General features: G+C 57.3%; 23 protein-coding genes, 1 rRNA gene and 1 other RNA gene. 22 read left to right on the forward strand and 3 right to left on the reverse strand.

Going from position 1 to position 22,808, the window contains the following annotated elements:
* Positions 1–15 precede the first annotated feature (15 nt).
* From rrf to J122_RS14695, 13 genes are all read left to right on the forward strand, one after another.
* Positions 16–129, forward strand: a 5S ribosomal RNA gene (gene rrf, locus J122_RS14635).
* Between the two features lie 113 nt (positions 130–242).
* Positions 243–1,793 carry a 2-isopropylmalate synthase gene (locus tag J122_RS14640; protein WP_058092405.1) on the forward strand — a complete coding sequence of 517 codons (1,551 nt, stop codon included), beginning with the start codon at positions 243–245 and terminating at the stop codon, positions 1,791–1,793.
* Between the two features lie 42 nt (positions 1,794–1,835).
* Positions 1,836–2,645 (forward strand): hypothetical protein, encoded by an 810-nt coding sequence (locus tag J122_RS14645; RefSeq protein ID WP_058092406.1) that lies wholly within the window; start codon positions 1,836–1,838, stop codon positions 2,643–2,645.
* Positions 2,645–3,124, forward strand: coding sequence for a ribosomal protein S18-alanine N-acetyltransferase (gene rimI / locus J122_RS14650; protein WP_058092407.1), 480 nt, complete (start codon positions 2,645–2,647; stop codon positions 3,122–3,124). Before J122_RS14645 ends, rimI begins: the two co-directional genes overlap by 1 nt.
* Before the next feature lie 61 nt (positions 3,125–3,185).
* Positions 3,186–4,766: a peptide chain release factor 3 gene (gene prfC / locus J122_RS14655; RefSeq protein WP_058092408.1), complete on the forward strand. Its 1,581-nt coding sequence runs from the start codon at positions 3,186–3,188 to the stop codon at positions 4,764–4,766.
* Between the two features lie 19 nt (positions 4,767–4,785).
* Complete coding sequence (locus J122_RS14660; protein WP_058092409.1) at positions 4,786–5,553, forward strand: TatD family hydrolase; 768 nt, start codon at positions 4,786–4,788, stop codon at positions 5,551–5,553.
* 219 nt (positions 5,554–5,772) lie between these two features.
* Positions 5,773–6,201 (forward strand): 50S ribosomal protein L13, encoded by a 429-nt coding sequence (rplM, locus tag J122_RS14665; RefSeq protein ID WP_022988664.1) that lies wholly within the window; start codon positions 5,773–5,775, stop codon positions 6,199–6,201.
* 12 nt (positions 6,202–6,213) lie between these two features.
* Positions 6,214–6,606, forward strand: a complete 393-nt coding sequence (gene rpsI, locus J122_RS14670) for a 30S ribosomal protein S9 (RefSeq protein WP_058092410.1) — start codon at positions 6,214–6,216, stop codon at positions 6,604–6,606.
* 237 nt (positions 6,607–6,843) lie between these two features.
* Positions 6,844–7,437: a ubiquinol-cytochrome c reductase iron-sulfur subunit gene (petA, locus tag J122_RS14675; protein WP_058092411.1), complete on the forward strand. Its 594-nt coding sequence runs from the start codon at positions 6,844–6,846 to the stop codon at positions 7,435–7,437.
* The gene (locus J122_RS14680) at positions 7,437–8,669 is read left to right on the forward strand and encodes a cytochrome b (RefSeq protein WP_058092412.1); all 1,233 of its coding nucleotides are present in this window, start codon (positions 7,437–7,439) and stop codon (positions 8,667–8,669) included. The genes petA and J122_RS14680 overlap by 1 nt, the downstream gene beginning before the upstream one ends.
* On the forward strand, positions 8,669–9,424 hold the full coding sequence (locus tag J122_RS14685) for a cytochrome c1 (RefSeq protein WP_058092413.1): 756 nt from the start codon (positions 8,669–8,671) through the stop codon (positions 9,422–9,424). The genes J122_RS14680 and J122_RS14685 overlap by 1 nt, the downstream gene beginning before the upstream one ends.
* A 105-nt stretch (positions 9,425–9,529) precedes the next feature.
* Entirely contained in the window at positions 9,530–10,159 is a 630-nt protein-coding gene (locus tag J122_RS14690) for a glutathione S-transferase N-terminal domain-containing protein (RefSeq protein WP_058092414.1), read from the forward strand.
* A gap of 57 nt (positions 10,160–10,216) precedes the next feature.
* A complete protein-coding gene (locus J122_RS14695) occupies positions 10,217–10,627 on the forward strand; it encodes a ClpXP protease specificity-enhancing factor (RefSeq protein ID WP_197463856.1) in 411 nt (136 codons plus the stop codon).
* Between the two features lie 29 nt (positions 10,628–10,656).
* On the opposite strand, the gene J122_RS14700 is transcribed toward J122_RS14695, so the two are convergent.
* Genes J122_RS14700 through J122_RS14710 form a run of 3 tightly spaced genes read right to left on the reverse strand, consistent with a single transcriptional unit; the run spans position 10,657 to position 13,508 of the window.
* Positions 10,657–11,247, reverse strand: a complete 591-nt coding sequence (locus J122_RS14700; RefSeq protein ID WP_058091019.1) for an SIS domain-containing protein — start codon at positions 11,245–11,247, stop codon at positions 10,657–10,659.
* A gap of 8 nt (positions 11,248–11,255) precedes the next feature.
* Positions 11,256–11,621 (reverse strand): YraN family protein, encoded by a 366-nt coding sequence (locus J122_RS14705; RefSeq protein WP_058091018.1) that lies wholly within the window; start codon positions 11,619–11,621, stop codon positions 11,256–11,258.
* A 12-nt stretch (positions 11,622–11,633) separates the two neighbouring features.
* Entirely contained in the window at positions 11,634–13,508 is a 1,875-nt protein-coding gene (locus J122_RS14710; protein WP_082780609.1) for a penicillin-binding protein activator, read from the reverse strand.
* Between the two features lie 151 nt (positions 13,509–13,659).
* On the opposite strand from J122_RS14710, the gene rsmI reads away from it, so the two are divergent.
* From rsmI to mraY, 9 genes are all read left to right on the forward strand, one after another.
* The gene (gene rsmI, locus J122_RS14715; protein WP_061333006.1) at positions 13,660–14,538 is read left to right on the forward strand and encodes a 16S rRNA (cytidine(1402)-2'-O)-methyltransferase; all 879 of its coding nucleotides are present in this window, start codon (positions 13,660–13,662) and stop codon (positions 14,536–14,538) included.
* Positions 14,539–14,577: 39 nt separating this feature from the next.
* Positions 14,578–14,929: RNase P RNA component class A (rnpB, locus tag J122_RS14720), an RNA gene on the forward strand.
* A 304-nt stretch (positions 14,930–15,233) separates the two neighbouring features.
* Positions 15,234–15,686 carry a division/cell wall cluster transcriptional repressor MraZ gene (gene mraZ, locus J122_RS14725; protein ID WP_061333007.1) on the forward strand — a complete coding sequence of 151 codons (453 nt, stop codon included), beginning with the start codon at positions 15,234–15,236 and terminating at the stop codon, positions 15,684–15,686.
* Positions 15,683–16,639 carry a 16S rRNA (cytosine(1402)-N(4))-methyltransferase RsmH gene (gene rsmH / locus J122_RS14730; protein ID WP_061333008.1) on the forward strand — a complete coding sequence of 319 codons (957 nt, stop codon included), beginning with the start codon at positions 15,683–15,685 and terminating at the stop codon, positions 16,637–16,639. Before mraZ ends, rsmH begins: the two co-directional genes overlap by 4 nt.
* Positions 16,640–16,665: 26 nt before the next feature.
* Positions 16,666–17,070, forward strand: coding sequence for a cell division protein FtsL (gene ftsL / locus J122_RS14735; RefSeq protein WP_058091014.1), 405 nt, complete (start codon positions 16,666–16,668; stop codon positions 17,068–17,070).
* A 31-nt stretch (positions 17,071–17,101) separates the two neighbouring features.
* Positions 17,102–18,844 (forward strand): peptidoglycan D,D-transpeptidase FtsI family protein, encoded by a 1,743-nt coding sequence (locus J122_RS14740; RefSeq protein ID WP_061333043.1) that lies wholly within the window; start codon positions 17,102–17,104, stop codon positions 18,842–18,844.
* A 4-nt stretch (positions 18,845–18,848) separates the two neighbouring features.
* Complete coding sequence (locus tag J122_RS14745; protein WP_061333009.1) at positions 18,849–20,333, forward strand: UDP-N-acetylmuramoyl-L-alanyl-D-glutamate--2,6-diaminopimelate ligase; 1,485 nt, start codon at positions 18,849–18,851, stop codon at positions 20,331–20,333.
* Positions 20,330–21,727: a UDP-N-acetylmuramoyl-tripeptide--D-alanyl-D-alanine ligase gene (locus J122_RS14750; RefSeq protein WP_061333010.1), complete on the forward strand. Its 1,398-nt coding sequence runs from the start codon at positions 20,330–20,332 to the stop codon at positions 21,725–21,727. Before J122_RS14745 ends, J122_RS14750 begins: the two co-directional genes overlap by 4 nt.
* Complete coding sequence (gene mraY / locus J122_RS14755) at positions 21,712–22,797, forward strand: phospho-N-acetylmuramoyl-pentapeptide-transferase (protein WP_058091011.1); 1,086 nt, start codon at positions 21,712–21,714, stop codon at positions 22,795–22,797. Before J122_RS14750 ends, mraY begins: the two co-directional genes overlap by 16 nt.
* Positions 22,798–22,808 lie beyond the last annotated feature (11 nt).

Genomic DNA, 22,808 nt, shown 5'->3' on the forward strand with positions numbered 1-22,808 from the left:
TGATCATCCGTTTTGCCTGACGACCATAGCGGTCTGGAACCACCTGATCCCATCCCGAACTCAGAAGTGAAACAGACCAGCGCCGATGGTAGTGTGGTTCGCCCATGTGAGAGTAGGTCATCGTCAGGCTCCTAATGCCAAAGCCCCAGCATCCTTGATGCTGGGGCTTTTTTATTTGTGCCTCGGGAGAAGTGATATACTCCCTACCATTATCCGAACCAAGTTTTGATGGGAGCCTTCCAATGGCCGCAACTGATCACCTGGTCATTTTTGACACTACTCTCCGTGATGGCGAACAGAGCCCTGGCGCCACCATGAACAAGAACGAGAAGCTGCGTATTGCCAAGGTGCTCGAGAAATTGCGCGTGGATGTGATAGAGGCCGGCTTTGCAATTGCCAGTCAGGGCGACTTCGAAGCGGTCAAGGCCATCGCAGAAACCATCAAGGATTCCACGATATGTAGTCTTGCTCGTGCCCTGGACAAAGATATTGATCGTGCGGCGGAGGCCATCCGCCCAGCGGACAGCGGCCGTATCCATACCTTTATTGCCACCTCACCGATCCATATGAAGCATAAGCTGCAGATGGAGCCGGATCAGGTAGTGGAGCAGGCGGTTCGGGCGGTAAAGCGTGCTCGTAGCCATACCGACGACGTGGAGTTTTCCTGTGAAGACGCCGGTCGTTCCGAGCTGGATTTCCTATGCCGAATTATCGAAGCGGCGATTGATGCCGGCGCCCGAACCATTAATATTCCAGACACTGTCGGTTATGCAATCCCCGAGCAGTTCGCTGAAACAATTCGACAGCTATTGAACCGTATCCCCAACGCTGACAAAGCCATTTTTTCCGTCCATTGTCATAATGATCTGGGGCTGGCTGTGGCTAACTCTCTTGCTGCGGTTACCAGTGGTGCCCGCCAGGTGGAGTGCACCATTAACGGTCTGGGTGAGCGTGCCGGTAATGCTTCTCTGGAAGAAATCGTGATGGCGGTGCGTACCCGTCAGGATCTCTTCAATATTGATACACGAATCGATACCCAGCACATCGTGCCGGCGTCCCGGCTTGTGTCGACCATTACCGGTTTTCCGGTACAGCCGAACAAGGCCATTGTGGGTGCCAATGCCTTTGCCCATGAGTCCGGCATCCATCAGGATGGCGTACTCAAACACCGGGAAACCTATGAGATTATGCGCGCGCAAGACGTGGGCTGGCATACCAATAGCCTGGTTCTGGGTAAGCATTCCGGTCGTAACGCCTTCCGTACCCGGTTACTGGAACTGGGCATTCAGTTCGATACCGAGTCCGAGCTGAATGAAGCGTTTACCCGTTTCAAGGCCCTGGCTGATCTGAAGCACGAGATTTTTGATGAAGATCTCCAGGCCATAGCCAGCGACACGCGTCAGAAAGACGAGGAGGGGCGTTATGGTCTCGTCTGCATGCAGGTCTGCTCGGAAACCGGTGTTGTACCCAAGGCTCATCTGACCCTGACCATGGATGGCAAGGAACACACGGTTGAGGCCGAGGGTAGTGGTCCGGTGGATGCAACATTCAAGGCGATTGAGTCGCTGGTTGATTCAGGCTGTAATCTCCAGCTGTATTCCGTGAATAATATAACCAGTGGCACCGATGCCCAGGGCGAAGTGACCGTGCGCCTTGAGCGTGGCGGGCGTATTGTCAATGGCGTTGGCTCTGATACTGATATCATCATCGCATCAGCAAAGGCCTATATCGAGGCGTTGAACCTGATTGCCAGAGGTGGTATTCGTCAGCACCCTCAGGTGGCCGATGTCTGATAGTGACGTTATGTGGCACTTGTCCCCGGTCAGAGGCATGACGTGATCCGAACAGAAGCGGAAAGGCAGTTCTATCTCGGGGCCGCAGGCATTCATCTGTGGTATGCCCGCGCACCGCTGCCTGGCGCGGCGCCAAGCCCGGAGTATGATTTCGGCGTTGCCGAAGTCGAGCCAGCCCCGGTCGTTGTTGATGCGCCGGCAACCAAGCGTGCCGTGCCCACTCGCCCTGCCGTTGATCCCGGCAATAAAGACCGTCTGGCGCAACTCAAGAATCTGATGGAGACCGGCGCTGGTAAACCAGATAAAGCAGCGCCGCTGGCCGAGGCTGAGTCGCAAGTTGTGGATTCCGTCGAGCCAGACTCGGCAGCAGACCTGTTGGGTGAAAATCAGCCCAATGTCAGCCCACGGGTTGCTTCGATCAAAGATATCGCTCGGCTGTGTCTGCAGTTCTGGGTGGGAGATAGAGTTCTTTTGCTTGCCAATCTCTCCGAGGAAGCCAGTTTCAGCATGCAGGACGCACTGGCTCGCAACATTCTTCGCAGTCTCGGTGAGCAGACCCTGGACATGTCAGACGTCATTCGCTGGCCACTGTTCAATAATCTGAGGGTGTCGCTCAACAGTGATGCAGATCTGACGGGCTTACTGCGGCAAGCGCTGGTCCCTGCCACTGGCAAGTCTGTCATAGCGCTTGGTCTGGGAGCCGGGGCCGGTGCGGTGCCCAATATCCTTTCCGACGTTATGGGTCGCGGCCCGGAAGTGGTGTTTGACGCCTCCCTTGCTGGCCTGGCAAGTAACCCGGTATTGAAACGAGAGTTATGGCAAAAGATTCGCTCCCTGGGCGCGAAGGATTAATGTCAACACAAATCCTTCGCCAGGTTCAGAATCAGGACCTGACGGTTCGCAGCCTCGTGGAATCCGATCTCCCCCGAGTGATGGAACTGGAGCGCCTGGGGTATTCTCACCCCTGGCCGGTGTCTGTATTCCAGGACTGTTTTAAGCCGCAATATCGACTGTGGGCGCTGATGCAAGGCGATGAGTTGGTCGGTTATGCCGTAGTCAACTATATGGTTGATGAGGCTCACCTGCTGAATGTCTGCGTGCATCCTGCCCTGCGGGGTCACGGAGCTGGCCGTTACTTGTTGCGCTACGCCGTGGCTGAATCTATCCGGGACGGAATGGTACAGATGATTCTGGAAGTCCGGCAAAGCAACGAAGCGGCGGCTGCGTTGTATGCCAGCGAGGGATTTGAGGAAATCGGCCGCAGGCCCGGCTACTACCCGGATGCCACTGGACGAGAAGATGCCCGCGTAATGGTCTATCGGTTCACCTGACCCCACGCTACCCCGTATAATAGACCGCTTTTCACCCAACCCAATCAGGTTTCCGTTGTTTATGTCTAACCTATCCCAGGAAGTGGCCAAGCGCCGCACCTTTGCGATTATCTCGCACCCGGATGCCGGTAAAACCACCATTACCGAGAAAGTGCTGCTCTTCGGTCAGGCGCTTCAGAAAGCCGGAACGGTCAAGGGCAAGAAGTCCGGCCAGCACGCAAAGTCCGACTGGATGGAGATGGAAAAGGAGCGGGGTATCTCGGTCACCACCTCAGTGATGCAGTTTCCTTATGGTGGCAAGCTGGTCAACCTGTTGGATACCCCAGGTCACGAAGACTTCTCTGAGGATACCTATCGGACCCTGACGGCGGTTGATTCGTGCCTGATGGTTATCGACAGCGCCAAGGGCGTTGAGGAACGCACCATCAAGCTGATGGAAGTGACCCGCCTGCGTGATACGCCAATCATCACCTTCATGAACAAACTGGATCGCGACACCCGGGACCCGATCGAGTTAATGGATGAAGTGGAAGATGTTCTAAAAATTGCCTGCGCCCCCATCACCTGGCCGATTGGCATGGGCAAGAGTTTCAAGGGTGTCTACCACTTGTATCGGGATGAAGTGATCCTCTATCAGACTGGCCAGGGCCACACCATTCAGGAAAAGCGGGTTGTCAAAGGCCTGAATAACCCCGAGCTCGATGAAGCGATTGACGGCTATGCCGCTGACCTGCGTGACGAAATTGAATTGGTTAAGGGTGCGTCTCATGAGTTTGATCATGAGGCATTCCTTGCCGGGCAACTAACCCCGGTGTTCTTTGGTACAGCACTCGGTAATTTCGGTGTGGACCATATGCTGGACGGCCTGGTTGACTGGGCGCCTGCGCCCCAGGGGCGCGAAACGGATGTGCGCAAGGTCGAGCCGGCGGAGGATGCTTTTTCCGGTTTTGTATTCAAGATCCAGGCAAACATGGACCCACAGCATCGTGACCGGGTCGCGTTCCTGCGTATCGTGTCAGGTCGCTATAATCAGGGTATGAAGGCGCGCCATGTGCGGATTGGTAAAGAAGTGAGGTTCTCCGACGCTCTGACGTTCATGGCGGGTGACCGTGAACATGCCGAGGAGGCATACGCTGGCGATATTATCGGTTTGCACAACCACGGTACGATCCAGTTGGGCGATACCTTTACCGCCGGCGATGACATGAAGTTCACCGGCATTCCGAACTTCGCGCCGGAGCTGTTCCGCCGTATCCGCCTGAAGGATCCGCTCAAGGCGAAGCAATTACAGAAAGGCCTGATCCAGCTCTCTGAGGAGGGTGCTGTTCAGGTGTTTCGGCCGGTGAAGAACAACGATCTGATTGTTGGTGCAGTAGGCGTCTTGCAGTTCGATGTGGTGGTTAGTCGCCTCAAGAGTGAATACAAGGTTGAGGCCGTTTACGAGCCGATCAATGTTGCCACTGCACGCTGGGTGAGCTGCAGTGATGAGCGCAAACTCGATGAGTTCCAGCGCAAGAATCAGGAGAACCTGGCCCTCGATGGCAGTGACCGGCTGGCCTACATTGCACCGACCATGGTCAACCTGAATCTGGCTCAGGAACGTTATCCGGATATCCAGTTCCATAAAACCCGGGAACACTGATCGGCCACCGGAGGACTCCATGCAGCTGGTTGATGCCCATTGCCATTTCGACTTCCCCGAGTTTGATGGGATTCGTGACCAGGTGTTGGCGGAGGCCAGAGGCCGGGGAGTGGAGGCGTTGGTCATTCCGGGTGTTCGCCGGGCGGACTGGGCGCGGGTTCAGGCGCTGGCTTCACCGGATAGGGGGCTCTGGATTTGCCTGGGAATTCATCCCTGGTTTGTTGGAGAGCACAGTGAGCAGGATCTGATTGTCCTCGAGGCGCAGCTCGCCGACCTCCCCGAGGGCTGCGTAGCGCTGGGAGAATGTGGCCTTGATGCTCTTCATGGTGAACTCGCCGCGCAATTGCCTTGGTTCCAGGCGCAGGTTGATATTGCCGCGAGGGTGAAGTTGCCGTTGGTCATTCACTCGGTGCGCAGCCATGATGAAGTGCATGGGTTGCTGCGCTCTTCCGGTTGGTCTGGCCGGGCCTTGGTTCATGGCTTCTCCGGAAGTTACCAGCAAGCCAGAAAGCTGGTGGATCTTGGCTGTTATATCGGGGTTGGTGGTGTGATCACCCACGATCGGGCGCGTAAAACCCGCGATGCGATTGCCAGGTTGCCGGTCGAGGCCCTGGTGATCGAGACCGATGCGCCCGACATGGCTCCGGCCGGTGTGGCCAAGGGACAGAATTCACCGATTTACCTGCCGAGGGTACTGCAGGCGTTGGCGGAGCTGAGGGCCGAGTCGGCCGAAACGCTCTCTGAAGCCTTGTATGATAACGTTCGACAGTTGTACGGCTGGTGTTGATGCCAGTGCAGAATAGGGGATTGACGAAACACAGTGAGGCAGGGTTGGTTTTCCTGACTGCTTCGAGTATACTTCGCGCCCTGGCTTTTCAAGGCGATGTCACTATCTCAGCCCCGAATGGTGGCGACGTCAACATACAGGTATGAACCTCCTCCGGATGCCTTGCATTTACCGGTGGTGGTTTTTAACGTTTCTTATATAGCGTTCAAGGCGGAATCAATGAAGACTCTGAGTGCGAAACCAGAAACAGTAAAACGTGACTGGTACGTTGTAGACGCAGCCGGCAAGACGCTGGGTCGTCTGTCAACCGAAATCGCCCTTCGTCTGCGGGGCAAGCATAAGCCTGAGTATACCCCTCACGTGGACACTGGCGACTACATCATTGTTATCAATGCCAGCCAGGTGAAGGTTACCGGCAAAAAGGCATCGGCAAAGATGTATTACAGCCATACCGGCTTTCCGGGTGGAATCAAATCCATCAACTTCGAGAAGCTGGTTGACAAGGCTCCCGAGCAAATCATTCAGAAGGCCGTAAAAGGTATGCTTCCGAAGGGTCCGCTTGGTCGCGCCATGTTCAAGAAGCTGAAAGTGTACGCAGGCGCTGAGCATGCTCATGCCGCCCAGCAGCCCAAAGAACTCGACATCTAACGGAAGGCGAATATGTCTGTAGCACAAAATTACGGTACTGGTCGCCGCAAATCATCCACGGCTCGCGTCTTTATCAAGCCGGGTAGCGGTAACATCTCCATTAACGGTCGCACCATCGAAGATTTCTTCGGTCGTGAAACTCTTCGCATGATCGTTCGTCAGCCGCTGGTTGTTGCTGAGTCTGCTGATCGATTCGACATCACCATCACCGTAAAGGGCGGTGGTATCAGTGGCCAGGCTGGCGCAATTCGCCATGGTCTGACTCGTGCGCTGATGGAATACGACGAAACTCTGCGCCCTGCGCTGCGTAAAGCGGGTTACGTAACCCGTGACGCCCGTAAGGTTGAGCGTAAGAAGGTTGGTCTGCGCAAGGCGCGTAAGCGTCCGCAGTACTCCAAGCGTTAATCGGCGCCATTGCCGATGGAAAAACCCGATCCTATGGTCGGGTTTTTTTATGCCTTGAAGGTCGCCAGATTTTTGATCTGACGCAGGGATAGGCTCTCAGTTGAGCCTTTCCGGCTTGTAAGCGAGGGGTAATTTCATTACCATTTCAGCGCTTATATTTTTGGGTTGTGAAGTCCTTTTCGAAGCGCAGTGCCGGTTTTTCCGCGTCTGTGCCTCGCCTGATGGGAGAAAACCATAATGAGTAATGGCGACGTGAACCAAGGTCGACGCCGGTTTTTGATCGGTGCAACGTCCGTGGTGGGTGGTGTCGGCGTCGTCGGTGCAGCGGTCCCTTTCGTGGCGTCCTGGAATCCCAGTGCGAAAGCGGAAGCGGCCGGTGCTCCGGTAACCGTAACTGTCGACAAGATCGAACCTGGACAACAGATTACCGTCGAATGGCGGGGTAAGCCGGTGTGGATTATCCGGCGCACCGACGAGATGCTTGAGAACATTGAAAAGCTGTCTCCGCGAATGAAAGATCCTGAGTCCGAAGACCCTCAGCAACCGGCTTACATCACCGGCGCACAGCGGTCCATCAAGCCGGAGTTTATTGTCCTGGTGGGTATCTGCACGCACTTGGGGTGCGTGCCAAGCTATCGCCCGGAAGTGGCGCCGGCTGACTTGGGTAGTGAATGGTTGGGTGGTCTTTTCTGTCCGTGCCATGGCTCCCGATTCGACTTGTCCGGTCGTGTGTTCTCCAATCAGCCGGCTCCGCTGAACCTTGAGGTTCCGCCGTACCGGTTTGATGACGATGCGACCATGACCATTGGTCTTGATCCGGAGGCAGCGTAATGAACAAACTGCTTAATTGGGTAGACGAGCGTCTGCCGGTTGTCGATGCTTGGAACAAGCATGTAGGTAAGTATTACGCTCCGAAGAACTTCAATATGTGGTACTTCTTCGGTTCGCTTGCCATGCTGGTGTTGGTGAACCAGCTGGTCACCGGAATCTGGCTGACCATGAGCTATAATCCGTCTGCGGAAGGTGCGTTTGCTTCCGTTGAGTACATCATGCGTGATGTCGAGTGGGGCTGGCTGCTTCGTTATCTGCACTCCACCGGCGCGTCAGCGTTCTTTGTGGTGGTCTATCTGCACATGTTCCGTGGTCTGATGTACGGCTCGTACCAGAAGCCGCGTGAGCTGATCTGGATCTTCGGCATGCTGATCTACCTGGTGCTGATGGCAGAGGCATTCATGGGCTACCTGCTGCCCTGGGGTCAGATGTCTTACTGGGGTGCTCAGGTTATCGTTAACCTGTTCGGTGCAATTCCGGTAATTGGTGAAGACCTGTCTCTGTGGATTCGTGGTGACTACCTGATTTCCGGTATTACCCTGAACCGCTTCTTTGCCCTGCACGTGGTTGCATTGCCGATCGTACTGCTCGGTCTGGTGGTGCTGCACATTCTGGCGCTGCACGAAGTGGGTTCTAACAACCCTGACGGTATTGATATCAAGAAGAACAAGGACGAAAACGGTATTCCCAAAGACGGCATTCCGTTCCACCCGTACTACACCGTACATGACCTGTTGGGTGTGGCGGTCTTCTTCTTCATCTTCTTCATCGTTGTGTTTTACTTCCCGGAGATGGGCGGCCTGTTCCTGGAGAAGCCGAACTTCGAACCTGCGAACAGTCTGAAGACGCCGGCACACATCGCACCGGTATGGTACTTCACTCCGTTCTACGCAATGCTTCGTGCGGTAACCGTTGATCTCTTTGGTCTCGATGCCAAGTTCTGGGGTGTGGTTGTGATGGGTGCAGCAATTGCCATCCTGTTCGTGCTGCCATGGCTCGACAAGAGCCCGGTGCGGTCTATCCGCTACAAGGGCTGGATGAGTAAGGTTGCGCTGGCCATCTTTGTCGTCAGCTTTATCGTCCTGGGCTATCTGGGTATCGTTCCGGCCACCGAGGGTCGTACCATCGTCGCCCAGATTCTGACAGTGCTGTACTTCCTGTACTTCATTCTCATGCCGTTCTACACGCGCATGGAAAAAACCAAGCCAGTACCAGAGAGGGTGACAGGATAATGAGAAAGCTGATTTTTGGTCTTTTCATCGCAATCCTGCCGGCTCTCGGGCTGGCGGCTGCTCCCGGCGGTCCTCTCGACACCATGAAGCCGGATCACACCAACAAGGAATCACTGCAGCGGGGCGTGGCATTGTTCACCAACTACTGCATGGGTTGCCACTCCATGGAATACGCCCGTTACAAGCGGGTGTCGGATGACCTGGAGATTCCGGCGGAACTCTACGAGGAGAACCTGATCTTCACTGGTGCCAAGATCGGTGAGTTGATGCAGATCTCCATGAGTAAGGATATGGCTGCCGGCTGGTTCGGTGCTCCGCCACCTGACCTGACTCTGGTCACGCGTGTGCGTGGTGAATCCTGGGTGTACTCGTACCTGCGAGGTTTCTACCAGGATGACACTCGCCCACTGGGTGTGAACAACGTGGTATTCGCCAACGTTGGTATGCCCCATGTGATGGTCGAGATGCAGGGTCTGTGTGCCGTCGAGCCGAAGATTGGTGTCGGCGCCTCGGTTGAGCCGCTTAGTGGTAACATCAATAACGCGGATGTCTGTCCGGAATATGCCATCGAAGGCAATATGTCGGGTGCAGACTTTGACCGTGCCATGTGGGACCTGACCAACTTCATGTCTTACATGGGTGATCCGGTGAAGGTTGAGCGTGAGCGTCTGGGGATTTTCGTGCTGATCTTTGTGGCGATCTTCTTCATCTTTGCGTACCTGCTTAACCGCGAGTACTGGAAAGACGTACATTAAGATTTAGGGTATAATCCTCAATCCTGAATTCCAGCGGGCCGGTAAGGTTCGCTGGAATTTTGCGTTTGTGTATTGTTTCGATTTTCAGAATCGTGAGGTAGTTATATGGGCGTTGTGACCAAGCGGTCATCAATGACGTTTTTCTCGGATCCGGCCAGTCATTACAGCCACCGTGTGCGCATTGTGCTGGCAGAGAAGGGTGTTACCGTTGATATTGTGGATGTGGATCCAGATAACCCGCCGGGAGAACTGGCTGACCTGAATCCGTACAACGCCCTGCCAACCCTGGTGGATCGGGATCTCGTACTGTACGAGCCCAACATCATGATGGAATACCTGGACGAGCGTTTTCCGCACCCGCCATTGTTGCCGGTATACCCGGTCGCGCGGGCCAACAGTCGCCTGATGATTCACCGTATTCAGAAGGACTGGTGCGGCCTGGTTGATCAGGTTCTGGCGCAGCCGACGGGCAAAGCGGCAGATGCGGCTCGTAAAGAGCTGAAAGAGAGTCTGCTGGCAACAGCGCCTCTGTTTGCGGAAATGCCGTTCTTCCTGTCAGAAGAGTTCACTATCGTGGATTGCTGCATCGCGCCAATTCTCTGGCGCCTGCCGGCGCTGGGCATTGATCTGAGTGACAAGCAGGCCAAGCCTATTCAGAAATACATGGACAGCATCTTTGCCCGGGAAGGTTTCAAGGCAAGCCTTTCAGACCTGGAAGAAGACATCCGAAGCTGATCGGCAAGCCCGCATGGCGGGGCAGGAGTGGTTGCAGTGCCTGATATGAGTGTCACTATGACGTCTAGCCGTCCATACCTGGTACGATCCCTCAATGAGTGGATTCTGGATAACGACTGTACCCCTTACATCGTGGTCGACGCGGGTGTGCAGGGTGTTCAGGTGCCGACAGAACATGTCGCCAATGGTCAGATCGTCCTGAATATCAGCCCTGGCGCGGTTCGGGGATTGGTGATCGGTAATGGCGCGCTGGAGTTCAGCGCGCGCTTTGGCGGTGTGCCCATGCAGGTGTTTATTCCGTTGCAGGCGGTCATGGCTATCTACGCCAAGGAAAATGGTGAAGGTATGGTGTTCGGCAGTGAGCCGGGTTCGCCGGATCCTGATGGCGGGGCGGATACAGATGCTCCGACGGGCAGGCGCTCAGATGAGCGCCCGAGTGGGCGACCAACCCTGAAAGTGGTGAAATAAAAAAAAGCCGGCGAAAGCCGGCTTTTTTGTTATCCGCCAAACAGTTTGTGGTCAACCAGGTCGCATAAGGTGTTGATGATCAGCAACATTAACGGTGTGGCTTCGTGGGGGGCAAGGTCATTCAGGGCAATTTCATGATCTTCCGGGTGCATCAGAGAGGTAATGTCTGATTTTTCCCGGGCGCTCAGTACCACCACCTGCATCTCCCGGTCGTGGGCGGCCTGGATGGCCTGGATGAGGTTGGCCTTGTGCCCGTCATCGACAATGACAAACAACAGGTCGCCGGGCTTGCCGATGGCGCGAACCTGTCGGGAGAAAGTGTCGTTGAACCGATTATCCCTGCATATGGCCGAATAGGTGGTGGCATCTGCGCCGAGATTGATGGCAGGCAGTGCCGGACGGTCCTGCTCAAAGCGGTTCAGCAGTGCCGTGCAGAAATACTGGGCGAGGATATTGGCGTTGCCATTGGCACAGGCGATGAGCTTGCCGTCCTGCAGCAGGGTATTTACAAAGGCGTCTGCTACATCCTCGATATCTGGCCCGGCGGTGCTGGCGGCCTGGGCAGTCTGTTCCATGTGGTTGGCAAACCACTGGTTGATCTTTTGTGCAGTGTCGGTCATTGGTTCGGTTATTCTGCCTGGATTGCATTTTTGATCCATTGTACCCGGTATTTGCGCACCGTACCCGGCATGATCGCGACGACGTCAATTCTGGAGGCGATGTTCCACAAGCCGTGCCTGTGCAGGTAATAAGAGGCAGCCCGGAGCAGTCGTCGCTGCTTGCCATAGGTGATGGAGCTTGCTGGATCGACCAGGCTGCCATCGCCGCGATAGCGAACCTCGAAGAACACCAGGGTATCGCCGTCCTGGCCAATCAGGTCAAGTTCTCCGCCCCGGTTGTAAACGTTCTGCTCCAGAATGGTAATACCGTTTTTCATCAGATAGCGGGCGGCTACCCCTTCGTAGTGACTTCCTATGGCGCGCTTGCCTTCCATGGCTTGTGTCCTCTACAGGCGTTGGCTGTCGCCTTGTTCAGTCCCCCGGGAGTCTTCCAGGGTAGGAATCTGGTTGAGTTCCGGGGCGAGGACCGGGCGCCCATTCTGGAACTGTGCCCAAAGTTGATGGCGATGGATGGCGCCATCCGGGGTCATGGTGAGGGTGCCCGTCTGGCCATCAATGGCGGCGCCTTCAACTTGCCGTAGAAGTGGCAGTCGCTTGCTCAATTGCCAGGCGTCGGCCCCCATGGCAAACAGCCGGCCCAACTGGCCCCGGGTGCCGCTGAGATTCTGCTCAGCCTGGGTTCGCAGCGGATTGTCTTCGGCCAGGATCCAGGGGATGTCAGTAAACGTCACCCGGTTAAGGTCGCGGTCACGCCCCGGGTCCGGGGTGCCCTCGTAGACAATGGATGGGGAATATACCGGCAGGTCACCGGAGAAATAGAACGCAAACAGCGGATTGAACTGGCGTGCCACGGTAGGTTGCGCAACCAGCACAATGGCCTCGGCATCCTGGCGGCGACGGGGCTCAAATTCGACGTTCTGGCCAATGGTTCGTTCAACCTGAATCGCCCGCTGACGGGATGTGGTGACACCGAGCAGATCGGCGGTCACTGACCGGAAGTTGTCCTCCGGGAAAAACCGCTCGATGTCCAGGACGGTGCCGTTATTATTGGCCATGCGTTGAAGCAATGCCTGTTCCACGCGATCACCCCATTCACCCCGGGGAATGAGCACGAGGATCTGGCGGAGCGACTGTGCTGCCAGTTGGTCGGCAATCTGCCGTGCTTCATCCTCCGCAGACAGGCCGAATTGGTAAAGCCCGTCGGGCACCCGGCTGTCCGCTGGCAGGTAGTTTAGACCGAGTACTGGGACCGCGAGCGTGTTTCTCGAGCTCAGGCTTGCCAGTGCGTCTTTCTCGAGGGGGCCAACGATCAGGTCGATGTTCTGGCCAGCCAGCTCCTCATACAGCGCCGTAAAAGGTTTGCTGGAGGTGTCGACAATGCGGATGTCGGTTTTGCTGCGGTCCGCGCTGTCATCACTGAAGTAGGCGGCGAGGAAGCCGTCCCGGATTGCGCGCCCGGCACTTGCCAGAGAGCCCTGCAGGGGAAGTGCCAGTACGATGCGTTCCGGCCGGCTGGTGGCCAGTTCCGACAGCAGGCGAAGGTCTGTGGGCAGGATCTGTGCCGCGGGGTGCCCTGGCCAGTTATTCTGCCAGGCCCTGATCAGACGCCCCTGTTCGTCAAGGCCGACATCGCGGGCGCGCAAGGTGGTGGCCAGCTCCAGCCAGCCCTGTTCTTCGAAGCCGATGGCTGTTTCTGAAGCTTCATTCAGCGCTTGCCCGGGGATTGTCCTGAGGTATTGCCAGATCTGGTCGTGGGTGTCCTGTGGGTCGCTTTGGGTGTCAGTCTGGCTGAGCAGCATCAGCGTAAGCGCGGCGGACAGCTGGTCATCATTGAGGGCGAATGTCTCAGCCTGCAGTTGCGCGGCTTTTGCCATGATGTCTGACGGGTAGCCGAGGAAGTGGTCTGGCGACAGATTGCCGACCAGTTCATTCGCCCAGTCGCTATCTTGAAGTTCGACGGCGCTGGCCATGGACAGAAGTAATTTTTGGCCGGTTAGCTGGCTGTCGATCGTGTCCAGCTGCTGGTTGCGGAGAATCTGGCGCGCCGCCCTGTGGTTGCCCTGATCCTGGAAGTTGCTGGCCATCCGCAGAAGGTAACGCTGTGCTGTTACGGGGTTTCGTTCGCTGGCAGCAAGTTCGAGTGCACGCTCTGGTGTGTCTGCAACCTGGCTGTCCAGGTTGACGGTGGCGCAACCCCCAGTCAGAAGGATGACCAGGGTGATCAGGGCAAAAAGTGTTCGATGGCTGCGGTATTTAGTCATAGCAGGCTCGGAGTCTCCGGATCATTAGGCTTGTGGTGCCGCTTTATTGGTGGCAAGTTTACCAGCTCCCGGCCCATTTCACATGACATGCCTGTCATGGGTGCCGGGTTGCACGGGAGTGACGCAGCTCCTGTCTTCTATCGGTGGGAGTATGTGTATGTCCGGTTCGGAAAATGTCCGGAAAGAGATGGATGGTGTTCTGTATGTGGTTGCAACGCCAATTGGTAATCTGGACGATCTCTCTGACAGGGCGCGTCAGACCTTGGCAAAAGTGGACCTGGTGGCTGCGGAGGATACCCGTCACTCCGGACGGTTGCTCCAGCATCTTGGGTTGAGCAAACAAATGTTGGCGCTGCATGACCACAATGAGCGTGCTCGGGTAGCAGGGATTCTGGATGCGCTGGCGGCGGGGCGGCAGGTAGCGTTGGTATCTGATGCTGGCACACCGCTGATCTCGGACCCGGGTTACTTGCTGGTTCGCGAGGTTCGCGCGGCGGGTTACCGGGTGTCGCCGGTGCCTGGCCCGTGTGCGCTGGTTGCCGCCTTGTCTGTGGCGGGGTTGCCGACCGACCGGTTTCTGTTCGCAGGCTTTTTGCCAGCCAAGCGCTCGGGCCGGCAGGCTGCGTTGACGGAATTGGCGCGGGAGCCAGCGACTTTGGTGTTCTATGAGTCGCCACATCGCATTATCGAATTTATGAAAGACCTGGCTGAGGTATTGGGGGCGGATCGGGAGTGTGTGTTGGGGCGAGAGCTGACCAAGACCTTTGAGACCTTCTACAGTGGTCGCGCGGATGAGGTGCTTGAACAGCTTGAGAGTGATCCTCATGGAGCCAGGGGTGAGTTTGTGGTGATGGTCCGTGGCGCGGCGCCGACACCCGCTGGAGAAGCCTCCGTTCTGGACACCGATAAACTGCTGGAGTTGTTGATCAAGGAGTTGCCGGTGAAGAAGGCGGCCCGGATTGCGGCGGAAGTCAGTGGTCTGGGTAAAAATGAGCTCTACCAGCGCGCGTTGGAGCTGAAAGATCATTAAGGCCTTGCATGGCGGCGGATGCGGGGGTATTGTCGGCACCGAGCTCGCCAGGCAGTCGCCGCCGGTTTCGATCGGGGGAGGAAAGTCCGGGCTCCGCAGGGCAAGGTGCCAGGTAACGCCTGGGCGGCGCGAGCCGACGGAAAGTGCAACAGAAAGTATACCGCCTAAGCGCCTTCGGGCGCCGGTAAGGGTGAAATGGTGCGGTAAGAGCGCACCGCGTGGCTGGCAACAGTCCACGGCGATGGTAAACCCCACCTGGAGCAAGACCAAATAGGAATCCAATGGCGTGGCCCGCGCTGGATTCGGGTAGGTTGCTTGAGGCCTGCGGTGACGCAGGCCCTAGATGAATGACTGTCCAAGACAGAACCCGGCTTATCGGCGAGCTCGCCATTTTCTCTTTTGATGTAATGCCCATCCTTCTCACAATTCGGCCTTTATAGCCAAAAAATCTTAAACCTCAGAAAGGCTCTTTAGAGTTTTCCGCAGGTGCTTGTTTTTTCTCCTTTTCTTTACGTCTTTTTAACGATTTTCTAAGTTTCCCCTTTGTAACCTCTTGTCATTAAAGGAGCTTTCGCCTGTGTGGTGCCGAATGCGGCGCTTGCATTGTCTTTTGCGTGTTTCTATAGTGTGCGGAAGTGGGAAAAAGTGGTTTCAAGTGGTTTTTTGTGGAAATAGCAGCCTTGGATACGGCATAAATGAGCAACTTTCTTGGCAGTCATGCCATCAATATGGACGCGAAGGGTCGCCTGGCGATCCCGACAAAGGTGCGTGAGGAACTCGCGCAGCTTTGTGGTGGCCGTATTGTTCTGACCGCCAATGCCGATGAAGAGCGCTGTCTTTTGCTGTATCCAGAGCCGGAGTGGGAAACCCTCAGGCCCAAAATTGAAGCGCTGCCAAACATGAATAAAGCCGCCCGGCGTTTACAGCGGCTGATTCTCGGTAATGCGGCGCCTATGGAGCTGGATTCCGCTGGCCGCATCCTGGTGCCGCCGACGCTGAGAAGCTACGCGCACCTGGAGAAAAAGTTGATGCTGATTGGTCAGGGCAAGAAGCTGGAGCTCTGGAGCGAGGAGCGCTGGTTTGCCTGGCTGGATGAATCTTCTGGCGATGACGATATGCCGCCGGAAATGGAGGCGCTGTCGCTATGACCGAAACAGAGCAGGCGTCAGATCAGCCATTCCGGCATCGCTCGGTGCTGCTGGATGAGGCTGTCGATTATCTGATCAATGATCCAGCTGGTCGTTATGTGGACGCCACCTTCGGTCGGGGCGGTCACAGTCGTCTGATTCTGGGCCAGTTGGACGCTCCGGGCAGCTTGATGGGTATCGATAAAGACCCGGAAGCCATTCAGGTTGCCAAAGATCTGGCAGCACAAGATAGCCGGTTTTCCTGGTATCACGGCTCCTTTTCTGAGTTGAGTCAGGCTCTGGACAGTCAGCAGTGGCCGACGGTGCAGGGTGTGCTGATGGATCTCGGGGTGTCGTCGCCACAGCTGGACGATGCTGCGCGCGGTTTTTCGTTTATGCGCAATGGCCCGCTGGACATGAGGATGAACCCTCAGGAGGGGCAAAGCGCTGCTCAATGGCTGGCAACCGCAGACGAGCGCGACATTGCGGATGTGATCTGGCGCTACGGCGAAGAACGTTTTTCTCGCCGTATCGCGCGTCTGGTGGTTGCCCGCCGGCAGGAAGAGGCCATTGAAACAACCCGCCAGCTGGCGGAGTTGGTGGCTGAGGCGGTGCCCAAGAAAGAAAAGCACAAACATCCGGCCACCAGAACGTTTCAGGCTATCCGAATCTTTATCAATCGGGAGCTGGAAGACCTGGAAGTCGGTTTGGTTGCTGCGGTCGAGCGCCTGGCGCCAGGCGGTCGCCTGGTGGTGATCAGCTTTCACTCGCTTGAAGATCGCCTGGTAAAGCGCTTTATGCGGGATTTGGCCCGTGGCCCGATGATACCCAAGGGTGTGCCAGTGACCGCTGACCAGGAGCGCTCCGAGTTTTGCCTGGTAGGTAAGGCCAGCAAGGCCAATGAGCAGGAAATTACCGAAAACGTCCGTGCCCGTAGTGCAGTCATGCGGGTACTGGAAAGACGAACCAACTAATCGAATTCGCAGGGGAGCGCGACGTTATGGGCGCGGTAGCCATCGAACAACCAACCAAGACCACCAGGCTCAGCAAGCAGCGGGTTCGTGACGGCGTGGCAACCGCCGTGCGCCTGTCCCGGCAGGTTTTCGACACCACGCGGGAGAGCCGGGTGGTGGTGACTCTGGCGTTGGTGGCGGTATTAACACTGTCTGCCATCGGTGTTGTTGTCAGTGCCCACGAAAACCGGGAGTTATTCAATACGTTGTCCGGGTTGCAGCAGCAACGTGATGCCTATCAGCGGGAATGGAGTCAGCTCTTGCTTGAGCAGAGTGCGCTGAGTGCTCATGGGCGCGTAGAACACCTGGCGGCAGAACGTTTCAATATGGTGGTGCCGGGGCGACAGGACATAGTTCTTGTGCCGCTGATGTCTCCGGTTGCGGCGAAATAACGATCATAACAAACACATCAGGGTGATCGATTTGTCCGGTCAGGGAAAGCAGGCAGCAAACTGGCAGCAGCGTTTGTCCGCGGGGTTGAAGGCCTGGCGCTTCGGCTCGGTGCTGGGCGTTTTTCTGCTGGTGATGCTGGGTATTGGCTGGCGTCTGGTCGATCTGCATGTGGTGGATAAGGAGTTTCTGCGCCAGCAGGGCGATGTCCGGACCATCCGGGTTGAGTCGATTGACGCTCATCGTGGCGTGGTCAGCGATCGCCATGGTGAGCCATTGGCGGTCAGCACCCCGGTTCAGACACTGTGGGCAAACCCCTCTGAAACTGATCCTGATGATCCCCGGTTGGCGGGTCTGGCTCGCCTGTTGGGTATGACTGAAGGTTCGCTGCGGGAGCGTTTGCGTACGTTTGCGGGTCGTGAATTCATCTATCTGCGCCGGAAAGTTCAGCCCAGCCTGGCGCGTGAAGCGCTGGATCTTGGGATCGGTGGCATCTATGCCCGGCAAGAATACCGTCGGTACTACCCTGCCGGAGAGGTGACTGCGCATGTGGTCGGTTTCACCAATATCGACGAACTGGGGCAGGAAGGGATTGAACTGGCCTATAACCAGTGGCTAACCGGCGAGCCCGGGCGCAAGCGGGTACTCAAGGACAATCGTGGGCGTGTCATCAAAGACCTGATGCTGATCCGGGATGCCCGGCCCGGCCGGGATCTTGAGCTCAGCCTGGACCTGAGGCTTCAGTACCTGGCCTACCGGGAACTCAAGGCAGTGGTGACTGCTCATAATGCCCGGGGCGGAACGCTGGTCATGCTGGACGTGGATACCGGTGAAGTTTTGGCAATGGTTAACCAGGGTTCATACAACCCCAATGACCGGGCCCAGTTATCCGCGGATAATCTGCGCAACAAAGCAATCACCGACTTGTTTGAGCCAGGCTCCACCATCAAGCCGATTACCATCGCGGCGGCACTGGAATCCGGCAAGTACCAGGTTAACAGCACCATAGACACCTCACCCGGCTTTCGCCGATTTGGTCGTTTTACCATCCGGGATGCGCGAAATTACGGAACCATGGACCTGACAGAAATGATCGTCAAATCCAGTAACGTGGGGGTCAGCCAGATTGCCACGGAGCTTGGGGGCGATGTGTTGAGGAATCTGTTCGCCAGGATGGGGTTGGGGCAGGCAACCGGTATCGGCTTCCCAGGGGAAGCCGTTGGTGTTTTACCGGCACCGCCAAGGTGGCGCCCGGTTGAAGAATCCACACTGTCCTACGGTTACGGCATGAGCGTGAACGCCTTGCAGTTGGCCCAGGCCTATATGGTGATTGCTAATGGTGGCATCCGTTACCCATTGAGCCTGATGAAGCAGGATGCTCCGCCCCAGGGGCAGCGGGTATTGAGTGAAGACGTGGCGTTTGCCGTGCGCGGTATGCTGAAAGAGGCCGTGGCGCGGGGAACGGGTGGTCGCGGCCAGCCGGGTCTCTATGCCGCCGGAGGCAAGACCGGCACGGTTCATCTCGTGGGCGCCCGGGGTTATGAAAAGAGCCAGTACAAAGCGATATTTGCGGGCATGGCGCCGATTGATGATCCGCGTATCGTGACGGTTGTGGCCGTGGATGCGCCTCAATCCGGAGAGTACTACGGTGGCGAAGTGGCGGCCCCGGTATTCGCCCGGGTGATGGGGGACGCACTGCGACTGCTGAATGTGAAGCCAGAACTGGAAGTCAGCGGGGCCAAAGCGCCCCGTCAGGCTCCCGGAGAGAGAGGGTAACACCATGTGCATCACATCTATCAGCAACTTGTTACAGGGTATTGTCGACGTGCCATCGGTGTTTGATGTCACGATTCATGGGCTGAAGACCGACAGCCGAACGGTGGCGTCGGGGGATGCGTTTATCGCACTGGCCGGGACTCGAACGTCATCGGAGCAATACGTTGACCAGGCGATATCGGCGGGTGCCACTGCGATACTTCTGGAAGCTTCGGAATCGAGGGAATGCCACGAACGCCATGGCGCGTTGGTGGTGCCCGTGGTGGGGCTTCGGGCCCAGTTGGGGCGGATTGCAGATCGATTTTTCGAGCATCCCTCCCGGCATTTGCGGCTGATTGGCGTGACCGGGACCAACGGGAAAACATCGGTCACCCAGTACATCGCACAACTTTTAAAGGAAACCGGCACCCCTTGTGGTGTGCTGGGCACTCTGGGATATGGCATGCCGGGTAACCTTCAGCCGGCAACCCACACCACGCCGGACGTGGTCCAGGTCAACCGGGTACTTAACCGAATTCGAAACGACGGTGGTCGTGCAGCGGTGATGGAGGTGTCATCCCATGCCTTGGATCAGGGGCGGATTGACAAGCTGACCATGACCGGAGCGGTGTTTACCAATCTTACACGGGACCACCTGGACTACCACGGCTCCATGGAAGCCTACGGCGAGGCCAAAGCCCGATTGTTTCGCAGGGAAGAGCTGCACTTTGCGGTAATCAACTTTGACGATCCTTTTGGGCGGCAGTTATTCGAACAGCTCAATGGGCAATGTGACCGGGTTCGTTACAGCCTGCATGAGGCTCAGACCGAGTTGTGGCTGAAAGATTTCGCGCCGGTGGCGACTGGCTTCCGGGCCCGTGTTGATGGCCAGTGGGGCGAATTCGACCTGCAGGTGCCGTTATTGGGTAGCTTCAACGCCAGCAATGTACTGGCGGCACTGGCTACGGTCCTGACGCTGGGGGTGCCTGTTGACAGGGCAGTCGCCGCAACGGCAGGGCTGACCCCGCCACCGGGGCGGCTGGAGCGGTTCACCGGTGCCGACGGCCGGAACGTGGTTGTGGACTACGCGCACACGCCGGACGCCCTCGCCAATGCCTTGGCGGCCCTGCGCTCCCACGTCACCGGCCGGCTGATCTGCGTGTTCGGTTGTGGTGGTGACCGGGACCCCGGAAAGCGTCCGGAAATGGCCCGCGAGGCGGAGAAACAGGCAGATGTGATCATCGTCACCGATGACAACCCTCGATCTGAACACCCGGCGCGGATTGTCCGTGATATTGAGCAGGGTTTTTCAAAGGAAGGGTGTTTCAAGGTTATCCATGACCGCGCTGAGGCGATAGCGGCAGCGGTGACCATGGCCGGGCCGGAAGATCTGGTGCTGATCGCCGGGAAGGGACATGAAGCCTGGCAGGAGATTGCCGGGCAGAAGCTTCCGTTCAGTGATGCAGAGCAGGTTCGCCACCTATTGAAGCTGAATGGGGGTGTGGCATGATGCGCGCCTTTTCGCTGGCGGAGGCCCGCGACTGGTTGCAGGCAACCGTTGCCGGATCCGTTTCTGCGCTTGATGCGGTTCGGTTTGACGGCGTTTCCACCGACACCCGGTCTGTGGTGCCAGGGCAGCTGTTTGTGGCACTGCGAGGCGAGCGGTTTGACGGTCACGGATTTGTCCGGCAAGCGATGGAGCAGGGAGCGGTTGCGGCGGTTGTGGATACCGCCGACAGCTCCCTGGCGATCCCACAGTTGGTGGTCGCCGATACGGTGGATGCGCTGGCGCGGCTCGCGGCCGGAAATCGCGATGAAAGCAGCGCTCGCTTGTTGGCGGTGACCGGCAGCAGTGGCAAAACCACGGTCCGGGAAATGACGTCGGCGATTCTTGCGGGCATGGGGCCGACTCTGACCACGGAGGGCAACCTGAATAATCACATCGGGGTGCCGCTGACCCTGTTCCGCCTGGCACCAGAGCACCGGTTTGGTGCCATTGAGTTGGGTGCCAGTGGCCTGGGAGAAATTGCCCACACGGTGGCGGTGGTTCGCCCAGAAGTGGCAATCCTGACCAACGCCGGCCAGGCACATCTGGAAGGCTTCGGCAGCTACCAGAACATTGTACTGGCCAAGGGTGAAATTATTGATGGTGTGCCCGCCGATGGCGTGGTTGTGCTGAATCGCGACGACCCCGCTTTTGACCAGTGGCGCGAGCGGGCGGGCCGGCGCCGGGTGCTGAGCGTTTCCCGGCTCGGGGTTTCAGATGCTGACTATCAGGCGGTCGCCAGCACCCCGATGTCAGAGGGGTTTGAATCCGAAGTAACCGGTCCGGAAGGCTGGCATTGCAAGGTTCGTATACCGCTGGCCGGCGAACACAACATAACCAATGGTCTGCTGGCGCTGGCGGCTTGCCGGGCGCTGGGAGCCACGGATCAACAGATCGTGGACGGCCTCGCAGGGGTGCAGGCGGTGAAAGGGCGATTGCAGGTACTGAACCCCGCAGCCGATTTGACCGTGATTGATGACAGCTACAACGCCAACCCGGCGTCCATGATCGCTGCCCTGAATGTGCTGGCGGGTTACCCCGGCACTCGGGTGGCGGTATTGGGTGCCATGGCAGAGCTGGGTGCGGAGGCTGCCGAGTTGCACCGGCAGGTGGGTGCCCATGCCCAGGCCAAAGGCATTGAGCGCCTGTTGGCGGTAGGCCCGGGTGCAGAGGCATACGAGGCCGGTTTTGGTGCCGGCACTGAAATTTTCCAGAGTCATGAGCAGGCTGTGCCGGCCATCGTGGATGGCCGGCAGGGCGCTATAACAGTTCTGGTGAAAGGTTCTCGCAGTTCCGCCATGGATCGCGTGGTGGAGGGGATTCAGACAAAGGTGAAAAACACATGCTGCTCTGGCTGACAGAGATTCTATCGCAATACTTTTCCGCACTGACGGTGTTTCAGTACCTGACCCTGCGCGCCATTCTGGGCGTGCTCACGGCGCTGTTGATATCGCTGCTGATCGGGCCGGTGATGATTCGCAAGCTAAGCCAGTACCAGATTGGCCAGGCGGTGCGTGATGATGGTCCGCAGACCCATCTCAGCAAAGCCGGAACACCGACCATGGGCGGTGCGCTGATTCTGGTGGCGATTGCGATTTCCACCCTGTTGTGGGCGGATCTGAGCAACCGCTACGTCTGGGTGGTGCTGTCTGTCACGCTGCTGTTTGGTGCGATTGGCTGGGTTGATGATTACCGTAAAGTGGTTGAGCGTAATCCCCGTGGCCTGCCTGGGCGCTGGAAGTATTTCTGGCAATCGGTCATCGGCGCTGCCGCAGCTATTGTGCTTTACATGACGGCATCGCTGCCCCAAGAGACCTCGCTGTATCTGCCATTCCTGAAAAACGTATCACTGACTTTGGGGCCGGTGATGTTCATTCTTCTGACCTACTTTGTGATCGTTGGTAGCAGCAACGCCGTGAACCTGACCGACGGTCTGGATGGGCTGGCCATCATGCCGACGGTGATGGTGGCGAGTGCGCTGGCGATCTTTGCCTATGTGTCTGGTCATGCCCAGTTCGCCAACTATCTGCTGATTCCACACCTGCCGGGTGCCGGTGAGCTGATCGTGTTCTGCTGTGCGCTGGTCGGGGCGGGGCTTGGTTTCTTGTGGTTCAACACCTATCCGGCTCAGGTGTTCATGGGGGATGTAGGTGCACTTGCACTGGGCGCTGCCCTGGGCGTGGTGGCCGTGATTGTCCGCCAGGAGATCGTGCTGTTCATCATGGGCGGCGTGTTTGTGATGGAAACCATCTCGGTGATCCTGCAAGTGGCTTCGTTCCGGCTGACCGGGCGTCGCATCTTCCGCATGGCGCCGTTGCATCACCATTTCGAATTGAAAGGCTGGCCCGAACCGCGCGTTATTGTGCGTTTCTGGGTGGTCACTGTGGTTCTGGTACTGATTGGCCTCGCCAGTCTGAAAATCCGATAGGAAGTGGTTAC

It is taken from the genome of Marinobacter excellens LAMA 842 (genome assembly GCF_001574445.1).
GTDB classification, from domain to species: Bacteria; Pseudomonadota; Gammaproteobacteria; order Pseudomonadales; family Oleiphilaceae; genus Marinobacter; species Marinobacter shengliensis.